18 protein-coding genes are annotated in these 17,876 nt (G+C 65.2%); 9 read left to right on the top strand and 9 right to left on the bottom strand.

Annotated elements, in window-relative coordinates; all coding sequences use genetic code 11:
* Positions 1–29: 29 nt before the first annotated feature.
* The 9 genes from fliJ to fliR all read left to right on the top strand — a co-directional run bounded on the left by fliJ (position 30) and on the right by fliR (position 7,140).
* The gene (gene fliJ, locus G3N59_RS33135; protein ID WP_205987052.1) at positions 30–479 is read left to right on the top strand and encodes a flagellar export protein FliJ; all 450 of its coding nucleotides are present in this window, start codon (positions 30–32) and stop codon (positions 477–479) included.
* Positions 480–568: 89 nt separating this feature from the next.
* Positions 569–2,080, top strand: a complete 1,512-nt coding sequence (locus G3N59_RS33130) for a flagellar hook-length control protein FliK (RefSeq protein WP_205987051.1) — start codon at positions 569–571, stop codon at positions 2,078–2,080.
* A 422-nt stretch (positions 2,081–2,502) separates the two neighbouring features.
* A complete protein-coding gene (gene fliL / locus G3N59_RS33125; RefSeq protein ID WP_205987050.1) occupies positions 2,503–3,006 on the top strand; it encodes a flagellar basal body-associated protein FliL in 504 nt (167 codons plus the stop codon).
* A gap of 45 nt (positions 3,007–3,051) precedes the next feature.
* A complete protein-coding gene (fliM, locus tag G3N59_RS33120; protein WP_205987076.1) occupies positions 3,052–4,050 on the top strand; it encodes a flagellar motor switch protein FliM in 999 nt (332 codons plus the stop codon).
* Between the two features lie 73 nt (positions 4,051–4,123).
* Positions 4,124–4,546 (top strand): flagellar motor switch protein FliN, encoded by a 423-nt coding sequence (gene fliN, locus G3N59_RS33115; protein ID WP_241024699.1) that lies wholly within the window; start codon positions 4,124–4,126, stop codon positions 4,544–4,546.
* Positions 4,543–5,142 carry a flagellar biosynthetic protein FliO gene (gene fliO / locus G3N59_RS33110; RefSeq protein WP_205987048.1) on the top strand — a complete coding sequence of 200 codons (600 nt, stop codon included), beginning with the start codon at positions 4,543–4,545 and terminating at the stop codon, positions 5,140–5,142. Before fliN ends, fliO begins: the two co-directional genes overlap by 4 nt.
* Positions 5,143–6,030, top strand: a complete 888-nt coding sequence (gene fliP / locus G3N59_RS33105; RefSeq protein WP_277397963.1) for a flagellar type III secretion system pore protein FliP — start codon at positions 5,143–5,145, stop codon at positions 6,028–6,030.
* Positions 6,031–6,041: 11 nt separating this feature from the next.
* Positions 6,042–6,311 carry a flagellar biosynthesis protein FliQ gene (gene fliQ, locus G3N59_RS33100; protein ID WP_205987047.1) on the top strand — a complete coding sequence of 90 codons (270 nt, stop codon included), beginning with the start codon at positions 6,042–6,044 and terminating at the stop codon, positions 6,309–6,311.
* A 37-nt stretch (positions 6,312–6,348) separates the two neighbouring features.
* Positions 6,349–7,140 carry a flagellar biosynthetic protein FliR gene (gene fliR / locus G3N59_RS33095; protein ID WP_205987046.1) on the top strand — a complete coding sequence of 264 codons (792 nt, stop codon included), beginning with the start codon at positions 6,349–6,351 and terminating at the stop codon, positions 7,138–7,140.
* Between the two features lie 190 nt (positions 7,141–7,330).
* Here the strand turns inward: fliR and flgL are convergent, their stop codons facing one another.
* From flgL to flgE, 9 genes are all read right to left on the bottom strand, one after another.
* Positions 7,331–8,572: a flagellar hook-associated protein FlgL gene (gene flgL / locus G3N59_RS33090; RefSeq protein WP_205987045.1), complete on the bottom strand. Its 1,242-nt coding sequence runs from the start codon at positions 8,570–8,572 to the stop codon at positions 7,331–7,333.
* A gap of 14 nt (positions 8,573–8,586) precedes the next feature.
* Complete coding sequence (flgK, locus tag G3N59_RS33085; protein WP_205987044.1) at positions 8,587–10,605, bottom strand: flagellar hook-associated protein FlgK; 2,019 nt, start codon at positions 10,603–10,605, stop codon at positions 8,587–8,589.
* Between the two features lie 272 nt (positions 10,606–10,877).
* Complete coding sequence (locus tag G3N59_RS33080) at positions 10,878–11,633, bottom strand: flagellar brake protein (protein WP_205987043.1); 756 nt, start codon at positions 11,631–11,633, stop codon at positions 10,878–10,880.
* Positions 11,634–11,959: 326 nt separating this feature from the next.
* Positions 11,960–12,958, bottom strand: a complete 999-nt coding sequence (flgJ, locus tag G3N59_RS33075) for a flagellar assembly peptidoglycan hydrolase FlgJ (RefSeq protein ID WP_205987042.1) — start codon at positions 12,956–12,958, stop codon at positions 11,960–11,962.
* Between the two features lie 11 nt (positions 12,959–12,969).
* The gene (locus tag G3N59_RS33070) at positions 12,970–14,169 is read right to left on the bottom strand and encodes a flagellar basal body P-ring protein FlgI (RefSeq protein WP_205987041.1); all 1,200 of its coding nucleotides are present in this window, start codon (positions 14,167–14,169) and stop codon (positions 12,970–12,972) included.
* The gene (gene flgH, locus G3N59_RS33065) at positions 14,163–14,834 is read right to left on the bottom strand and encodes a flagellar basal body L-ring protein FlgH (protein WP_241024689.1); all 672 of its coding nucleotides are present in this window, start codon (positions 14,832–14,834) and stop codon (positions 14,163–14,165) included. Before flgH ends, G3N59_RS33070 begins: the two co-directional genes overlap by 7 nt.
* Positions 14,835–14,965: 131 nt before the next feature.
* The gene (flgG, locus tag G3N59_RS33060) at positions 14,966–15,754 is read right to left on the bottom strand and encodes a flagellar basal-body rod protein FlgG (RefSeq protein ID WP_205987039.1); all 789 of its coding nucleotides are present in this window, start codon (positions 15,752–15,754) and stop codon (positions 14,966–14,968) included.
* A 64-nt stretch (positions 15,755–15,818) separates the two neighbouring features.
* Positions 15,819–16,577, bottom strand: a complete 759-nt coding sequence (gene flgF / locus G3N59_RS33055) for a flagellar basal-body rod protein FlgF (RefSeq protein ID WP_205987038.1) — start codon at positions 16,575–16,577, stop codon at positions 15,819–15,821.
* Positions 16,578–16,609: 32 nt separating this feature from the next.
* Positions 16,610–17,851: a flagellar hook protein FlgE gene (flgE, locus tag G3N59_RS33050; RefSeq protein WP_205987037.1), complete on the bottom strand. Its 1,242-nt coding sequence runs from the start codon at positions 17,849–17,851 to the stop codon at positions 16,610–16,612.
* Positions 17,852–17,876: the final 25 nt, after the last annotated feature.

Raw genomic sequence — 17,876 nt, 5'->3', positions numbered from 1 at the left:
GCCCCGTCCACTGAGCGAGGAACGACGACATGACGAAACAGACCGCGTTGCAGACCCTGATCGGTCTCGCGCAGGACGACGTGGATGCCGCGACGCAGCGCCTCGGGCGCGTGCAGCGCGAGCGCAGCGAAGTCGAAAAGCAACTGAAGGCGCTGATCGACTACCGCGAGGAGTACCACGTGCGTTTCACCGAATCCGCGCGTGCGGGCATGGCCGCGGGCAATGTGCGCAATTTTCAGGCGTTTATCGACACGCTCGACGCCGCCATCGATCAGCAGCGCCGCATGCTCGATCAGGCGACCCAGCGCGTGGAAGCGGCCAAGCCGGAATGGGCGCGCACCAAGCAGAAACTGGGTTCGTACGAAGTGCTGCAATCGCGTCAGGACGCCGTGCAGGCCCGCGTGGAAGCCAAACGCGACCAGCGCGATTCCGACGAATTTGCCGCCCGCGCCATGCGCATGCGCGCCCAGCATTCATAAATTGACTGCGGCGCCCGCATCGCCTCTATTTGCGGGCGCAATGACAGTCATCGTCTAATACACCGTTCAGGATTTTCGGGGCAGACCTCATGTCGCTTCTTTCTGCAGTCAGTTCGCTCTTCGGAGCCGTGGACCCCACCGCTAGCGGCAACGCCACCTCTTCCAGCCAGGCGAACGCCAGCCAGGGCTTTGCGCAGACGCTGCAGCAGAGCATGGCCGCGCAAGCCGCCAGCCAGGCCAGCAGCAACCAGCAGGCCATCCAGCAGCAGTCGAACGCTGCGGCCGCGCAGAACTGGAACAGCGCGAGTGCCAGCGCCCAGGCTTCGCAGAATTCGCAAAGCGCGCAGTCGTCGCACTCGTCGCAAGCGTCGAGCTCGCAATCCACGCAGTCGAGCCAATCGTCGAGCGGCAGTTCGTCGACGCAGGGCTCGAAGCACGCGTCCAAGACCGATCGCCGCGCGAGCGATGCAAGCTCCCAGCAGCAGACCGATGCCGCCGGTGCGGCCGCCGCCGCCCAGGCGCAGCAGGCGCAAGCGGCCCAGCAGGCCGCGCAGCAAGGCCAGGACGGCAGCGACGCCTCGCAGGACGGCAGCGACGCCACGCTCGCGAGCGTCGCTCAAGCGGCCGCCGCCGCGGCGAACGGCACCGGCACGGCCACGGACGCCAGCGACAGCACGAGCAGCGCGCCGAAATCGGTCAGCGACGCTCTGGCGGCAGCACTGAACACGCTGCGCAGCGGCGCGGCCACGCTCAACACGCGCGGCGCCGCGACCACCACCGACGCCAGCGCGGCGTCGGGCGGCGCGAGCATCGCCAGCAGCTTCGCGACCCATCTGGGCACGCAGGCGAAATCGAAGGCACTGGACACGGCCATCGACGATAAAAGCACGGCCACGACCGGCTCAGCGAAAACCGTGGCGGGCGCAACCAACGACGCCACCGCGCAGAACGCCAACGCGCTGCTCGCGGCCGCCGCGCAAGCCAGCTCGCAGACCGACGCATCGAGCGCATCGAACACCGTGACCGACGCGCTCGCGGCCAGCCAGGCGGCTGCGGCCGCCGCGCAGGCGCAAGCCACCCAGGCGGCCAGCGCGGCCAACAACCCGGCGGCGGCATCGGCGGCGGCGTCGAGCACGATTTCGCCGCAGGTCGGCACCTCGGACTGGGAGGACGCGCTCAGCCAGAAGGTCGTGTTCCTGTCGAACGCGCATCAGACCTCGGCGGAACTCACGCTCAACCCGAAGGATCTCGGCCCGCTCCAGGTCGTCCTGCAGGTCGCGGACAACCACGCGCACGCGCTCTTCGTCTCGCAGCACCAGCAGGTGCGCGAAGCCGTCGAAGCCGCGTTGCCGAAGCTGCGCGAGCAGATGCAGGAAAACGGCATTGGCCTGGGCAGCGCGAGCGTGAGCGACGGTTTTTCGCGTCAGATGAACCAGCAGGCGCAGCAGGACAGCAGCGGTAGCGGCTCGGGCGGCGGCTCGCGTTCGTCGCGCTCGGGATCTTCCGGCCTCGCCTCGACGGGCGGCGTGGACGACGTGGCGAGCAGCGCCGCCACCACGGCTACGAAGCGCACGGTCGGTTTGGTCGACACCTTCGCCTGAAGCGACCCGAAGCGCCCTGAAGCGCCCCGAAGCAATAAAGCAACAAAACGCAGCAACGAAGGGCAAGAAGAAGGAAGAAGCAGCAAGAAGCAGCAACAAACGGGGCAAAGTGCGACGCCGCCGGACCACAGCAACGCAGTCCGGCGCCGCTCGCGCGAGGCGCCGCGCATTGCAATGCACAAAGGGGGGCTCGCCCGCTCCCCGCCTTCCTGCTACGCTCTTTCCCCCATTCCCGGCGAAACGCCCGCCCCGCACCGGCACAAAGCCACGAGATAGCCGGAAATCCCCCGTCTATTCCTCCCATCGCTGTAAGGCAAAAGCCGCAACAATGCAGGCTGCCGGAATGAATGCGAGCGCCACGCCAGCAAGGCGCGGCCCGTACTCCGAACCCGTACCCGAACGCACCAGATTCGCACACCGACATGGCGACCACGACCGCAAACCAGCAAGCCGCCCCGCAAGGCGCAAAACCCGGACCGCTGAAGCGCATCCTCCTCATCGTCATCATCGCGATCGTCGCCGCGGGCGCGGCCGGCGCGGGCGTATGGTTCTTCATGTCGCGCCATGCCGCGAGCGCACCGAGCGCAAGCGCGCCGCCGCCGCCCGCCGTGCCCGTCTACTACGCCCTCGAGCCGATGACGGTGAACCTGCAATCCGATGACGGCGAAACGCATTACCTGCGTATCGGCCTCACGCTCAAGCTCGACAGCCAGGCCACCCAGGACGCGCTGGTCGCGCGCATGCCGGAAATCCGCAGCCGCGTGCTGCTGGCGCTGTCGAACAAGAACCCGTCCGATCTCGCCCCGCTCGACGGCAAGCGCACGCTCGCGGCCGAACTGGCCAAGCTGATCGCCCAGCCGTCGGACCCGCGCGCCGAGCCCGCCAAGGTCGAGGACGTCCTCTTCACCGAATTCGTCGTGCAATAAGAGCATGGACAGCGCGCAGACATTCGAGGACTTCGCATCATGAGCATGGGTCACGACGAGTTCATGTCGCAGGAGGAGGTCGATGCCCTCCTCAAGGGCGTCACCGGCGAAGTCGATACCGATTCGAGCCAGGCTGAAAAGCAGGGCGTGCGTCCGTACAACATCGCGACGCAGGAACGCATCGTGCGCGGCCGGATGCCCGGTCTCGAAATTATTAACGAGCGTTTCGCGCGCCTGTTGCGCGTGGGCATCTTCAACTTCATGCGCCGTACCGCCGAAATTTCGGTCGGGCCGGTGCGCGTGCAGAAATACAGCGAGTTCACGCGCAACCTGCCGATTCCGACGAACCTGAACCTGGTGCACGTGAAGCCGCTGCGCGGCACGTCGCTGTTCGTGTTCGATCCGAATCTGGTGTTTTTCGTGGTCGACAACCTGTTCGGCGGCGACGGGCGTTTCCATACGCGCGTCGAAGGCCGCGATTTCACGCAGACCGAACAGCGCATCATCAGCAAGCTGCTGAACCTGGTGTTCGAGCATTACACGAGCGCGTGGAAAAGCGTGCGGCCGCTCAATTTCGAGTACGTACGCTCGGAAATGCACACGCAGTTCGCAAACGTTGCCACGCCCAACGAGATCGTGATCGTCACGCAGTTCTCGATCGAGTTCGGTTCGACCGGCGGCACGCTGCACATCTGCATGCCGTATTCGATGATCGAGCCGATCCGCGACGTGCTGAGCTCGCCGCTGCAAGGCGAAGTGCTCGACGTGGACCGCCGCTGGGTGCGCGTGCTGTCGCAGCAGGTGCAGGCCGCCGAAGTGGAACTGACCGCCGATCTGGCGCAGGTGCCCATCACCTTCGAGCAGATCCTGAACATGAAGAAGGGCGATGTGCTGCCGATGAACGTTCCCGAGCACATCGTCGCCAAGGTGGACGGCGTGCCGGTAATGGAGTGCGGCTACGGAATTTTCAATGGTCAATACGCGTTGCGGGTCCAGAAGATGATCAGCGCAGCCGACACGATGAAGGAAGGTGGATATGAGTGACATCAACGGCACGAGCGCTGACGAACCGGTGCTCGATCCAGACGGCCCGGAGGCCGCAGCGCAAGCTGAAGCAATGGAAGTAACGGGCGCAGCCAATACAACAAGCACGGAAGACGAGATGGCGATGGACGATTGGGCCGCCGCACTGGCCGAGCAGAACAGCAACGACGCACCCGCCGCACAACCGGCGGCCGTGTTCCAGCCGCTTTCGAAGGTCGATCAGAATTCGACGCGTAACGACATCGACATGATTCTGGACATTCCCGTCCAGATGACCGTCGAACTCGGCCGCACCAAGATCGCCATCCGCAACCTGCTGCAACTCGCGCAGGGATCGGTGGTGGAACTCGACGGCCTCGCCGGCGAACCGATGGACGTGCTCGTGAACGGCTGCCTGATCGCCCAGGGCGAAGTGGTGGTGGTGAACGACAAGTTCGGTATCCGTCTGACCGACATCATCACGCCGTCCGAGCGGATCCGGAAACTCAACCGATGAAATCGCTGGCCGTGCTGCGCCGTACTTTCGCTGTTGCTGCGGTTTCGCTTGCCAGTGTCGCGGCTCGCGCCGCCGACCTGCAGGCGGTCAACCAGGCGGCGCGCTCGGCCTCGGGCGCTTCCGCCGTGGTGACGGGCAGCGCGGTGCCGTCGCTCGGCTTCGGCGCGGTGCTGCAAACGGTGCTCGGCCTCGTGCTGGTGATCGCCGTGGTGTTCGCCTGCGGCTGGCTCGCGCGGCGTCTCGGGCTGCAGCATGGGCCGAAAAACGCGCTGATCAAAACCGTCGGCGGCGCATCGCTCGGCGGCAAGGAGCGCGTGGCCGTGGTCGAGATCGGCGATACCTGGCTGGTGCTGGGCGCCTCGCCCGGCAGCGTGACGCTGCTGCACACGATGCCCGCGGGCGAGTTGCCTGCCGGTCATGTCGCGGCAGGCGTCGCGAGCGCCGCCGGCGGCCCCGCCCTGCAAGGCAGCTTCGGCCAGCGCTTTCGTGACGCGCTGAAGCACGAAGCCGGCAAACGGTTCAATCCGCGATCCAGCGCGCGACCCGACGCACAATCCGGCGCGCAATCCAACCGTCACGACGGCGGAGCGCAGTAAATGCACGGCAGTCCCCTTTCCGACGCAGTAACGGGCGCCAGCGCCCGCATGCAATCTTCTTCGATCGTGACGTCGAATACCCGTTTCGGCCGCTTCAAGGCGGCACTCAAGGCGCGCCTTTCGCGCTCGGCCCTGCCGCTCGCGCTGCTGTTCGCGCTGACCGCCGTGGTGCTGATGCTGCCGCATCTCGCGCATGCCCAGGCGGCCCAGCCGCAAGGCCTGCCCGCTTTCAACACGAGCCCCGGCCCCGGCGGCGGTACGACCTATTCGCTGAGCGTGCAGACGATGCTGCTGCTCACGATGCTGTCGTTCCTGCCCGCGATGGTGCTGATGATGACGAGCTTCACGCGCATCATCATCGTGTTGTCGCTGCTGCGCCAGGCGCTCGGCACGACCACCACGCCGCCCAATCAGGTGATCGTCGGGCTCGCGCTGTTTCTCACGCTGTTCATCATGTCGCCGGTGCTCGACAAGGCCTATAACGACGGCTACAAGCCGTTCGCGGCCGGCACCCTGCCGATGGACGAAGCCGTGACGCGCGGCGTCGCGCCGTTCAAGACCTTCATGCTGCGCCAGACCCGCGAGTCCGACCTCGCGCTCTTCGCGCGCATCTCGCACGCCGCGCCGATGCAAGGCCCGGAAGACGTGCCGCTCACGCTGCTGGTGCCCTCGTTCGTGACGAGCGAGCTGAAGACCGGCTTCCAGATCGGCTTCACGATCTTCATTCCGTTCCTCATCATCGACATGGTGGTGGCGAGCGTGCTGATGTCGATGGGTATGATGATGGTCTCGCCCGCGACGATCTCGCTGCCGTTCAAGCTGATGCTGTTCGTGCTGGTGGACGGCTGGCAATTGCTGATCGGCTCGCTCGCGCAGAGCTTCACTTAAGGACAGCCGCGATGACGCCCGAAATGGTCATGACGCTCTCGCACGAGGCCATGTATGTCGCGCTGCTGCTGGCTGCGCCGCTGCTGCTCGTGTCGCTGGTGGTCGGTCTGGTGGTGAGCCTCTTTCAGGCCGCCACGCAGATCAACGAAAGCACGCTGTCCTTCATTCCCAAGCTCGTCGCGATTGCGGTGACGCTCGTGATCGCCGGTCCGTGGATGCTCACCACGATCCTCGACTACATGCATCGCATGTTCACGAGCATTCCGGCGCTCGCGGCCTGAAGCGCGCCGCGCCCGCACCGGCCCGCTTTTCCACGCGATGTTCACCGTCACCTACGCGCAGCTCAATCTCTGGCTCACCGCGTTCCTGTGGCCGTTCACGCGCATCCTCGCGCTGATCGCCACCGCGCCCGTGGTGGGCAACCGCTCGATCACGACGCGCGTGAAGATCGGCCTCGCGGCCTTCATCACGCTGATCGTGGCGCCGACGCTCGGCGCCATGCCGCAGGTCACGGTGTTTTCGGCCGAGGGCGTGTGGATTCTGGTCAACCAGTTTCTGATCGGCGTGGCGCTGGGCTTCACGATGCAGATGGTGTTCGCCGTGGTGACGGCCGCCGCCGATCTGATGGGCGCCGGCATGGGCCTGTCGTTCGCATCCTTCTTCGATCCGCAATCCAATAGCAGTTCGCCCGCGCTGTCATCGTGGTTCAACATGATGGCGATGCTGGCGTTTCTCGCCTTCGACGGCCATCTGCAGATGATCGCCGCGCTCATCGAAACCTTTCGCAGCGTGCCGGTGTCGGCCAGCGTGCTCGGCGGCAATGGCTTTCGCATCCTGGTGGGCTGGGGCGCGATGGTGTTCAACTCCGGGCTGCTGCTTTCGCTGCCGGTGGTGGTGGCGCTGCTCATCACCAATATCTCGCTGGGCATTCTGAACCGCGCGGCGCCGCAGATCGGCGTGTTCCAGATCGGCTTTGCGGTCACCATGCTCGTGGGTCTGCTGTTGATCCAGTTGATGATGCCGAGTCTGATTCCCTACTTTTCGCGGCTGTTCGATAGCGGGATCGAGGAGATGGGGCGGGTTGCGGCGGCGTTGAAGCCGCCAGGCTGAGCGACGGGCCAGTAGGGTTCGATGTAGGGTTGAATGGCTACGCAAACCATTGAATCTACGGCCGTTTCCCGAAAGCGCTGTAGGGTTCGATGTAGGGTTGCGCGACACCAGCAAAAACGGCGGCAGGCCCGAAAGCCTGCCGCCGTTTTTTCATGCCGCCGCGCCCGAGCCGAAGCCCGGGCCCGCGCCATCAAGGATTGATGTACTGGAACAGCGAAAGCTGCTGCGTGGTCGCGAAGCTCTTCTGCGACGCCGTCAGCGCGTTCGAGATCTGCTCGTATTGCGTGATCGCGGCCACCGTGTTCGTGCTCACCAGATCGTCGAGATTCGAGCTGACCTGCAGCGAATTGGTCGACGTCACGGTCTGCAGCGCCTTGATTTCCTGCTCGCGGCCGCCCACCGAAGCCTGCATCGTAATGACATTGGACGTCGAGTTGCCGATCTGCGTGAGCCCCGTCTGCAGCGCGTTTTGCAGCGTCGCCGTGGCGGTCGGGTTGCCGGTCGCCGAGGTCTGCAGCGCCGAAATCACCGCATCGATGCTCGAAAACACGCTGCTGTTCTGCGCCGCCGTGGCCGGCGTCACCGAGAAGCTGTCGCCCGTCTCCGGCGTGCCCGAGATCGTCACGTTCATGCCGCTGCCGAGGTCGATCGTCGAGCCGTCCGTGTAAGCCTGGTTCGATGCGAGCGTGGTCGCGGGCGAAGTCGTGTTGTCGGTCACCGTGTAGGTGAGCGCGCCGCTCGTGCCGCCGAACTGGATCGTCAGGTTGTGGCCGTTGGTCGCCTGGGTCGGGTCGGTGACCGTCACGCCGCTGATCGTGCCCGTGCCCTGGTTGGACGAGCTGCCCGAGGCCACCGCCAGGGTGCCCACCGACGACACGCTCTGGAACACCGCCGCGCCCGTGTCGCTGATCGAGATCGAGCGCGAACCGGCCACCTGCACGGTGCGCTGGCCCAGGTCGCCGTTGTACGTCACGCCGCCGCCCGCCTGGTTCGTGAACACCTGCGAAGTGCTCTGGAAGCCCGAGAACAGGTAGTTGCCGGTGCCGTCCGTGGTGTTGGCGAGCGTGAGCAACTGGCTGCGTTCGCCCTGCAACTGCTTGGCGAGCGCCTGACGGTCGTTGTCGTTGAGCGAGCCGTTGATGGCCGACTGGATCTGCTGGCTCATCGCCTGCAGCGTCGTCGTCACGCTCGACAGCGTCGAATCTTCGAGTTGCAGCGACGACAGCGCCGTGCTCTGGTTCGCCGCGTACTGCGTGAGGTTGGCGCTGGTGGCCGAAAGCTGCACGGCCTGCGCAGCGCCGAGCGGGTTGTCGGCCGGATTCGAAATGGCCACGCCCGTCGAAATCTGCTGCTGAACCGACAGCAGGCTGGACTGCTGGTTTTCCATCGTCGAAAGGCTCGACGAGTAAATCTGGGAAGTCGCGATACGCATGGTTGGTCAGCGCCTCACTGGAAAATGCCGATCAGGGTCTGGAACAGCGACGCCGCCGTCTGGATCACCTTGCTGTTGGCCTGATAGAGCTGCTGGTACTTGAGCAGGTTGGCCGCTTCTTCGTCGAGGTTCACGCCCTGCACCGACTGTTGCTGCGAGGTCAGCTGCGTGACGAGCGAAGTCTGCGACGTGCTCGATGCCTTGAGCTGGCTCGCCGTATTGCCGATCGCGTTCACGTAGTTCGAGTACGCGTTGGTGAGCGTCTGCGAATTGGTAAACGACGTGCCGGAAGTCAGGTTCGCCAGCGCCAGTGCGTTGCGGCCGTCCTGCGTGCCGCTCGTGTTCTTGCTGATGGTGAAGGTGTCGCCCGTCGAAGGCGTGCCCGTCATCGTGAAGCTCACGTTGTTGGTGTCGCCCGCCGTGCTCGACGTGATCGTCAGCGTCGCGCCCGTGCTCGGGTCGTAGTTCACGGCCGTGGTGCCGGTCGCGTCGATCGCGTAGGTCGTGGGCGTGCTCGAACCCGGCACCGTGACGGACACCGTGGAGTTCGGCGGGAAGCCCGACAGCGTGCCGCCCGTGCCCGACGAAGCCGCCGTGTACGTGAGCGTCGTGTCCGTCGACGAAACCGTGTAGCCCGAGGTGACCGCGCCTTGCGTGACCGTGGCCGTGCCCGTGTTGCCGGTGGTCGCCGAAACCAGCACCGGCGCCGATGCCGCGATCGCCGAAGGATCGCTGGTGGCGACGGCGAAGCTGTCGAGCGCGCCGGCGGTCGGCTGGATCACGTACGAGTCGCCGTTGTTCATCGTGCCCGACGAGGTGATCGACAGGCCGGCTGCGGTGAACGGGCTGCTCGTGCTCGGCTGCGTCGTGGTCGTGCCGACCACCGTGTTGGTGCTCGAATCGGTCAGCGTCCAGGTGCCGCCCGCGGTGCTCGAATACGACAGCGTGTAGTTATCGGTCGGCGGGCTCACGGCGTTCGTGAGCGAGGCCGACACCGTCGCCGAACCGGTGTTGTTGCGGTTGCCCGTGACGGTCGGCGCGCTCACCGTGAAGAGGTTGCCGCCCGTGCCGCCGCTGAGCGTCAGGCCCAGCGAGTTCTGGCCGTTCACCTGCGCGGCGAAGCTGGTCGCGATCGCGCCCAGTTGCGATTCGGCCGGATCGAGCGTGTTCTGCATGAACGACACGAGGCCGCCCACCGTGCCGCCCGTCAGCGCGGCGCTGGACAGCGGCTGCGCGGCGGTGGTCGAACCGGGCAGGCCTTGCCATGCCACGGTCAGCTCCGACGGATTGGTATCGGATGCCTGGGTCGTGAGGTTGTAGTTCTGGCCGCTCACCACGAGCGGCTGGCCATTGCCGAGGAACACGCTGTAGCCGGTGCTGTTCTGCACGACCTGCACGCCCACCAGCTGCGAGAGGTTCGACACGGCCAGATCGCGCTGATCGAGCAGCTGGTTCGGCTGCTGGCCCGACGCGCTCGCCGTGGCGATCTGCGTGTTCAGGCTGGCGATCTGCTGCGTGTACGTGTTGATCTGCGAAACGGCGTTGCTCAGCTGCGTGTTCGTGCTCTGGCGCAGCGAATCGTATTGTTCGCCAGCCGAGTTGATCTGGTCGGCGAGCGTCTGCGCATCGGAGAGCGCGGTTTGACGCACCGAGCTGCTGTCCGGCGAATTCGAGACGTCCTGCAGGCCCGAGAAGAACGACGTGATCGACGAAGCGATGCCCGAAGTCGGGCTGCCCACGAGGTTCGAAAGCTGCGTGGCGAGCGTGTACGAAGCGGTCAGCGAGCTGCTGCTCGACTGCGCGTTGTTGAGCGCCGTCGTGATGTACTGGCTATAGGCGCGCTGCACGGTTGCCGTGTTGACGCCGCCACCCAGATAGCCCGAACTGCTCGCCTGACCGTTTGCTTCGGAGTACACCGCGCTTTCCACGTTGTAGCCCGTGGTCGACGAATTGCTGATGTTCTCGCCGGCGGTGGCGATGCCGATCTGCGCGGCCTGCAAACCAGAGAGACCGATCGAGAAAATGTTGGACATGCGTAATCCTCATGGACGGCCTGCCCGACATTCCAGTCGGAGGGCCGCGTGGGTGAACTTATGTAATAACGGCAGCGCGCCGCTGAAATTAAGCGGCGGTAAGGGAGAATTTCGCGGGGAAAACGTTTGGCGCGACAGACGTGTCGCGGCCTCGCCGGTGTGCCTGTGCAGCACATCGGAAACCGGCCCGGCGCACGCGAATGGCGCGCCGCGCTGAAGTCGGCAGCAAGCCGCGCAAGCGGCCCCGCTGCCTTGCTCGCCGGGTTGTGCGCTTAAGCGCGCTGGAACGCGCGGCGCTTCATTTCGAGCTGCGTGATATAGCGCTGCAGGCTGTTTTCCGCCGCGCCCGGCAGCGTGTCGAAACGCAGGCCGAGGTGATAGCGCCGGTCGCCATTGGGCAGATCGATGAAGCGCAGCACCACCAGCGCCAGATCGACGCGCAGCGTGCCGTGACCGCGCAGCTCCAGCTCCACGTCCACCAGCTTCAGACCCATGTCGAGCGCCGCCGCGCGTTCGTCCGTGGTGCGCAGACCCAGACCGCCCAGCGAGATGTCGTGCACCTCGAACTGGAAGCGCTGGCCATCCATCGGCAGCGCGCCGCGCACGATGCACGGCTCCATCACCGGTGTATCGACGCGGAAATACTCGCGGCGCTGCACGTAGTAGAGCACTTCGGGGAAGGTCACTTCGAAGGCGGGACGCCCTTCGAAGGTCGTCTCGCGCGGCTGGCCAGTGGTGAACTCCACGCGCACGCCTTCGGGCGACGCATGGAACTGGCATTCCTGGGTGGCCAGCACTTCGCGGTTCTGCTCGGACAGCGCGCCCCAGTCGAACGTGAAGGTTCGCTCGCGCGAGTTCACGTCGAGGATGCGCGTGACCAGTTGGCCTCCGCGAAACTGCAAGGTCAGGAAATCGCCGCGATTGGCGAGATTGCGCAACTGCACCCCGACTTCGAGCGGGTTGCGACGGCCATAGTCGGGGCTTTCGCCATCGACTGCTTCCTGTTGATTCGACTGAACGGTATTCATCGGCCTGCCGGAATTTCGTGGACATGCCGGCGCGCCCGACAAGCTGCCGTAGCGCGCCGTCCGGGCGGTCGTCGCCGCCCCTGATTCTTTTCGATCTCGCCTGCATTAGCGGCATACGAGCGAGGAAATTTAGGGGTTTGGCGTAAAAAATGTGTGTCCGGCGAAATGAGCCGGCGAGCGCCGGGCGCGCTTCTTTCGCGATCTGCACGCGATCGGTGCGCAAAACGCGCCCATCGCCGATCAGGCAACGTTTGCCATGTTTCGGCGTGGCGCGCTGCATGTTATGCGCGATGCGTCGATAAAAACGTCGTTCGATCCGCTGCGGATCAGGCCATCTGCTGCATGATCGACATGAGCTTTTTGGCGTAATGCGGATCGGTTGCGTAGCCCGCGCGCTGCATGCCCTGCGCGAAGCTCTCGGCGGTACGCGAGCCGTTGATCACCGACGCGTAGCGCGGGTTGTTCTTGAGCATGGTGGCGTAGTCGGTCATCGCATCTTCGTACGAGTCGTAGGCGCGGAACTTCTCCACCACGCGGTGCGGCGTGCCGTGGATGTACTCGGTCGTCATGGTCGAGACCGTCTTGCCGGTCCAGTCCTTGGTCGCCTTGATGCCGAACACGTTGTAGCTGGTCGAGCCGTCCGCCTTCATGATCTCGCGCTTGCCCCAGCCCGATTCGAGCGCGGCCTGGCCGACGATGAAGCGGGCCGGAATGCCGGTGGTGGCGCTGGCCTGCTGCGCGCCGTTGGCGAGCTTGTTGACGAAGGCGTCGACCTTGTCGTCGCCGTTGCCGCGCACGGCCGGCGTGAGCGCGCTATTGGCGTCCCAGCCCTGGCTCTTGCCGAGCGAGCCGTTCGCCGCGGCATTGCCGTAGGCACGGCCGAGCGCGTTGAGCATCGCCATATTGCCGGCGTTGCCGCTGCCGCCCGAACCCGACAGACCCTGCATGGCGCTGGCGATGCCGCCTGCGCCGTTGCTGCCGCTCAGGCTGTTGGGGTCGCCGCCCATCGCACGCGTGAGCTGCTTGATCATGGCGTTGGCCACGCCGATGCCCTTGTTCGACATCTGCTGCGCGAGCTGCTGATCCATCATCGACTGGAACTGCGCGCCGTCGTTGGAATCGAGCGGGCCGTCCGCGGGCGTCGCGTCGCGCATGCTCTTGAGCATCATCTGCGTGAACACGGCGTCGAACTGCTTGGCGGCCGCCTTGACGCCCTGCTGCGGCGAGGCGTTGGCCGCCGCGCGCATCGCGTCGAAACCCTGCACGTCCAGCGCGAAGCGGTTCGTGAGGTCGAGATTGCCATTGCCGATATTCGAGTTATCCATTTTTCACGTCCTTAGATAATTTCGAGGTCAGCGCGCAGAGCGCCTGCTGCCTTCATCGCCTGCAGGATCGACATCAGATCTGCGGGCGTCGCGCCGAGCGCGTTGAGCGCCTTGACGACTTCCGCGAGATTGGCGCCCGCCGTCACGAGCTTGAGCGCACCGTTGTCCTGCTTCAACTGGATCTGCGACTGGCGAGCCGCGACCGTTTGTCCGTTCGAGAACGCGCCAGGCTGGCTAACCGCCGTCTGCGTGTTCACGACCACCGAAAGATTGCCGTGCGCCACCGCGCAGGATTCTAGCGTGACCATCTGGTTCATCACGATCGAGCCGGTACGCGCGTTCAGGATCACCTTCGCCGCCGGCTGGGCCGGGCGCACGTCCAGATTCTGGATCTGCGCGATGAAGCCCACCTGCGAAGGCGGATCGGCCGGACCGTGCACCTGGATCGTGCGGCCGTCGACCGCCTGCGCCGTGCCCGCGCCGAACATATTGTTGACCGCCGACACAATGCGCTGCGTCGTGTCGTAGTCCATATCGTTGACTTCCATCTGCAGCATGCCGCCAGGCTGCGACACCGGCGAAGGCACCGCACGCTCGACCGTCGCGCCTGCCGCGATGCGGCCCGCTGCGAGCTGGTTCACCTGCACCCGGCTGCCGTTGGCCGACGCGCCCGCGCCGCCCACGGCCACGTTACCTTGCGCCAGCGCGTAGACCTGACCGTCCGCGCCCTTGAGCGGCGTGAGCAGCAGCGTGCCGCCGCGAATGCTCTTGGCGTTCGCGAGCGACGACACCGTGATGTCGATCGTCTCGCCCGGACGCGCGAACGGCGGCAGCGTCGCCGTGACGATCACGGCCGCGACGTTCTTGAGCTGCATGTTGTTGAGCGTCTGCGAGGAACCGCTCGAGCTCGACGTGTTGTTGATCGAGATGCCCAGGTTCGCGAGCATGTTGGCGAGCGTCTGCGTCGTGAACGGCGCCTGGGTGGTCTGGTCGCCCGTGCCGTCCAGACCCACCACGAGGCCATAGCCGATCAGCGGGTTGTCGCGCACGCCGGCGAAGGTCACGAGGTCCTTCACGCGTTCTGCACGCGCCGGCGTGGCGTAGGCGAGCAGCGCTCCGCACGCGAACACGAAGCCCGCCACCACGCCGAAGGCGGTCAGCAGGTCTTTTACGCGCGAGCGGCGCGAGCGCTGGAAACGGATCTTTACCATGGCGAGACATTCAGGAAAAAGCGTTGCAGCCAGCCCATTGTCTCGGCTTCGTCGATCACGCCTTTCGCGGAGTATTCGATCTTCGCGTCGGCGACATCGGTCGAGAGCACGGAGTTGTCTCCGGCAACAGTGTTCGGATTCACGACGCCGGAAAAGCGCACGTACTCATTGCCCTGGTTGATCAGCATCTGCTTTTCGCCCGATACCACCAGGTTGCCGTTAGGCAGCACGTTCGTGACCGTTACGGTGATCACGCCCGTGAAAGTGTTCGAAGCGTTCGCGCCACCGGTGGCGTCGAACTGGTTGGCGCCCGTGGCCGACAGATTGGCGCGCGAGAAGAAGCCCGGCGCGAAGCCTGCGGTCGGCACGTTGAAGCTCGTGCTGCCGCCACGCTTGGTGTTGGCGCCCGAGGACTTCGTCGCGTTGATGTTTTCGGAAATCACGATCGTGAGGATGTCGCCGGTGTTGCGCGGACGTTGATCCTCGAACAGCGGCCGGCCCACGTAGCCGGGGTTGTAGATCGAACCCGGCGAAGTATTCGTGGGCGGCTGCGGCGGCACGGCCGTCATCGGCTGCTGCACGATCGGCTGCCGGTTCGGGATATAGGCGCAGCCCGCCAGCACGGCGAGCACGAGGGACGCCGACGCCATCGCGGCGCGCGGCATCGCCCGGCGCAGCGTCTGCTGCTGCCGCGAGCGAAAGTTGACTTGAACGGACTGGCCCATATTCCTCACCACTTCTATGCCGTACTGCTATTGCGGTTGCTTCAGCTTGCCTGTGTAGCGCGACGCGGAGTTTAAACCTGCATCTGGCTCAGGGTCTGCAACATCTGGTCGGACGTCGTCAGCGCCTTGCTGTTGATTTCGTAGGCGCGCTGCGTCTCGATCATGTTCACGAGTTCCTGCACCACGTTCACGTTCGACGATTCGACGTAGCCCTGATTGAGCGTGCCCGAACCGTTCAGGCCCGGCGTCGTCACCGTCGGTGCGCCCGACGAAGCCGTTTCCGACACCAGGTTCTCGCCGTTGCTCTGCAGACCGGCCGGGTTGATGAACATCGCCACCTGCAGCGAGCCGATCGTCGTGTTGCCGGTCGAGCCCGGCGTCGTCACCGTCACCACGCCGTCGCTGCCGATGGTCAGCGACGTCGCGTTGGCCGGCACCGTGATCGCGGGCATCACCGGATAGCCGCTCGCGGTCACGAGCTGGCCCTGCGAGTTGGTCTGGAACGAGCCGTCACGCGTGTACTGCGTCGTGCCGTCGGGCATCTGCACCTGGAAGAAGCCCGCGCCGTTGACCGCCACGTCCTTCGAGTTGCCGGTCTGCTGCAGGTTGCCCTGCGTGTAGAGGCGCTCGGTCGCGACCTGCTGCACGCCGGTACCGACCTGGCTGCCCGAGGACATCTCGGTGGTCTGCGTGGAATTCGCGCCCGGCTGACGCAGCGTCTGGTACATGAGGTCCTCGAACACGGCGCGCGAACCCTTGAAGCCATTGGTGCTCACGTTCGCGAGGTTGTTCGAGATCACGTCCATCTGCGCCTGCTGGGCGTTCATGCCGGTAGCGGCGATGTAGAGCGATCGGTTCACGGTGTCTTTCTCCCGGCGCGTAGTCTGCTGTCGTAGGCGAGACCGGCGGCCAATTTAAAAATGCTTAGCTGAAGTTGAGCAGCTGGTTGGCGCTCTGTTCGTTCTGGTCGGCCGTCTGTAACAGCTTGGTCTGCATCTGGAACTGGCGCGCGTTGGTGATCATCGAGACCATCGCGGCGACCGGGTTCACGTTGCTGCCTTCGAGCGATTCCGTGGCGATGTGGACCGTCTGGTCCGCATCGGCGGGATTGCCATCGGCGGTACGGAACAGGCCGTCGTCGCCGCGTTGCAGCGTGCCGGCGGGCGGGTTCACGAACTTGATCTGGTCGATCATGGCGATCGCGCTCGCGGGGCTGCCCGGCGCAATCGCCGAGACCGTGCCGTCCGAGCCGATCGTCACCGCCGAGCCCGGCGGCACCGCGATCGGGCCGCCGCCGCCCAGCACCTGCTGGTTGCTGGCCGTCACGAGCTGGCCGTTTTCGTCCACGTGCAGGTTGCCCGCGCGCGTGTACGCCTCGTTGCCGTCGGCGGTCTGCACGGCCATGAAGCCGTTGCCCTGGATCGCGATATCGAGCGGATTACCGGTCCTGGAAATCGCACCGGGCGTCATGTCGGAGCCTGGCGTCGCCGAGAGCACGAAGGTGCGCGTGGTCGAATCGTTGACGGTCGAGCCGTCGCCGAACGACATCGGCACGGAGCGGAAATTCGCCAGCTGCGCGCGAAAGCCCGTGGTCGAGACGTTGGCCAGGTTGTTCGCGACGACGGCCTGCTGCTCGAGCGCCTGGCTCGTGCCCGTCATCGCGGTATAAATCAGTCGGTCCATGATGTGCCCGGTGCGTTAAAGGACAAACGTACTTACATCTGCAGCAGCGTCTGGTCGACAGTCTGCTGCGTCTTGATGGTCTGTGCGTTGGCCTGATAGTTGCGCTGCGCCGTGATCAGGTCGACGAGCTGGTTGGTCAGGTCGACGTTCGACGATTCCACCGCGCCGCCCGTGATCGTGCCGTGGTTCGTGCTGCCCGGCGTCGAGACCTGCGCCACGCCCGAAGCCGCGGTTTCCTGGAACTGGTTGCCGCCCAGGTTCTGCAGGCCGTTCGGGTTGTTGAAGTTGGCGAGCACGACCTGGCCGAGCGTCTTGGTCTGGCCGTTCGAGTAGTTGCCGGTGATGGTGCCGTCCGAGCCGACCGTGAAGTTCGACAGCGTGCCGCTCGCGTAACCGTCCTGCGCGAGGTTGTTCACGCCGTTGGTGCTGCCGTACTGCGTCGTGCCCGCGAAGTTCAGGTTGATCGCCTGGTTCGTGGCCGAGCCGTCGGTCGGGTTGATCGTGATGCCGATCGAACCCAGCGTCGTCGAGGCGCCGGTCGAGTCGTACGTGTTGGTCAGCGTGCCCGACGAGTCGAACTTCATCGAACCGACCGGCGTGCTGGAGACGTTGCCCGCGGTGCCCGCGTAGACGTCCCAGTTACCCGACGTCGAGTTCTTCACGAAGTACATGTTGACCTGCTGCGTGCCGCCCAGCGAGTCGTATGCCGTGATCGAAGTCGAGTAGTTGTAGGTGTCCGAGTTGGTCGCGTCGAACGGCGTGGCGCTCGGGGCGGTCGACTGCGCGTTCAGGTTCAGCTGTGCCGTGATGGTCGAGGTGGTGACCGGTGCGATGTTGGTCGTCGGCACCTGCAGCGGCACGGTTTGCGCCGAGTTCACCACGCCGTTCGTGCCGGCGGCGTAACCCATCAGGTCGTTGCCGGCCGCATCGGTGATGTAGCCGTTCTTGTCGAGCTGGAACACGCCGTTACGCGAATACGTGACGGTGCCGTTGTTCGACATCTGGTAGAAACCGTTGCCGTTGATGGCCATGTCGAGCGCCTGGCCGGTCGTCGTGATCGTGCCTTGCGAGAAGTTCTGCTGCACTTCCGAGAGTGCCGCGCCCAGACCGATCTGCGTATTGACCGAGCTGGCGATGGTGTTCGCGTAGACGTCGGCGAACTGCGCCGCGCTTTGCTTGAAGCCGACCGTATTCGCATTGGCGATGTTGTTGCCAATGACGTCGAGGTCGTTCGACGAGGCGGCGAGGCCGCTCAATCCTTGCTGGTAGCCCATGAGTATTTACTCCGCGCTGTCGTTT

The sequence above is a fragment of the Paraburkholderia sp. Ac-20340 genome, assembly GCF_017104965.1.
Lineage (GTDB): Bacteria > Pseudomonadota > Gammaproteobacteria > Burkholderiales > Burkholderiaceae > Paraburkholderia.
The sequence above is the reverse complement of the archived record's forward strand: the minus strand, read 5'-3'. Positions and strand labels throughout refer to the sequence as shown.

Coding starts and splice junctions, on each gene's coding strand:
- flgE (WP_205987037.1), bottom strand. CDS start 17,851: ATGGGCTACCAGCAAGGATTGAGCGGCCTCGCCGCCTCGTCGAACGAC.
- flgH (WP_241024689.1), bottom strand. CDS start 14,834: ATGCCGCGCGCCGCGATGGCGTCGGCGTCCCTCGTGCTCGCCGTGCTG.
- G3N59_RS33070 (WP_205987041.1), bottom strand. CDS start 14,169: ATGGTAAAGATCCGTTTCCAGCGCTCGCGCCGCTCGCGCGTAAAAGAC.
- fliM (WP_205987076.1), top strand. CDS start 3,052: ATGGGTCACGACGAGTTCATGTCGCAGGAGGAGGTCGATGCCCTCCTC.
- G3N59_RS33130 (WP_205987051.1), top strand. CDS start 569: ATGTCGCTTCTTTCTGCAGTCAGTTCGCTCTTCGGAGCCGTGGACCCC.
- fliR (WP_205987046.1), top strand. CDS start 6,349: ATGTTCACCGTCACCTACGCGCAGCTCAATCTCTGGCTCACCGCGTTC.
- G3N59_RS33080 (WP_205987043.1), bottom strand. CDS start 11,633: ATGAATACCGTTCAGTCGAATCAACAGGAAGCAGTCGATGGCGAAAGC.
- fliJ (WP_205987052.1), top strand. CDS start 30: ATGACGAAACAGACCGCGTTGCAGACCCTGATCGGTCTCGCGCAGGAC.
- fliN (WP_241024699.1), top strand. CDS start 4,124: ATGGAAGTAACGGGCGCAGCCAATACAACAAGCACGGAAGACGAGATG.
- flgJ (WP_205987042.1), bottom strand. CDS start 12,958: ATGGATAACTCGAATATCGGCAATGGCAATCTCGACCTCACGAACCGC.
- fliL (WP_205987050.1), top strand. CDS start 2,503: ATGGCGACCACGACCGCAAACCAGCAAGCCGCCCCGCAAGGCGCAAAA.
- fliQ (WP_205987047.1), top strand. CDS start 6,042: ATGACGCCCGAAATGGTCATGACGCTCTCGCACGAGGCCATGTATGTC.
- fliO (WP_205987048.1), top strand. CDS start 4,543: ATGAAATCGCTGGCCGTGCTGCGCCGTACTTTCGCTGTTGCTGCGGTT.
- flgF (WP_205987038.1), bottom strand. CDS start 16,577: ATGGACCGACTGATTTATACCGCGATGACGGGCACGAGCCAGGCGCTC.
- flgL (WP_205987045.1), bottom strand. CDS start 8,572: ATGCGTATCGCGACTTCCCAGATTTACTCGTCGAGCCTTTCGACGATG.
- fliP (WP_277397963.1), top strand. CDS start 5,143: ATGCACGGCAGTCCCCTTTCCGACGCAGTAACGGGCGCCAGCGCCCGC.
- flgK (WP_205987044.1), bottom strand. CDS start 10,605: ATGTCCAACATTTTCTCGATCGGTCTCTCTGGTTTGCAGGCCGCGCAG.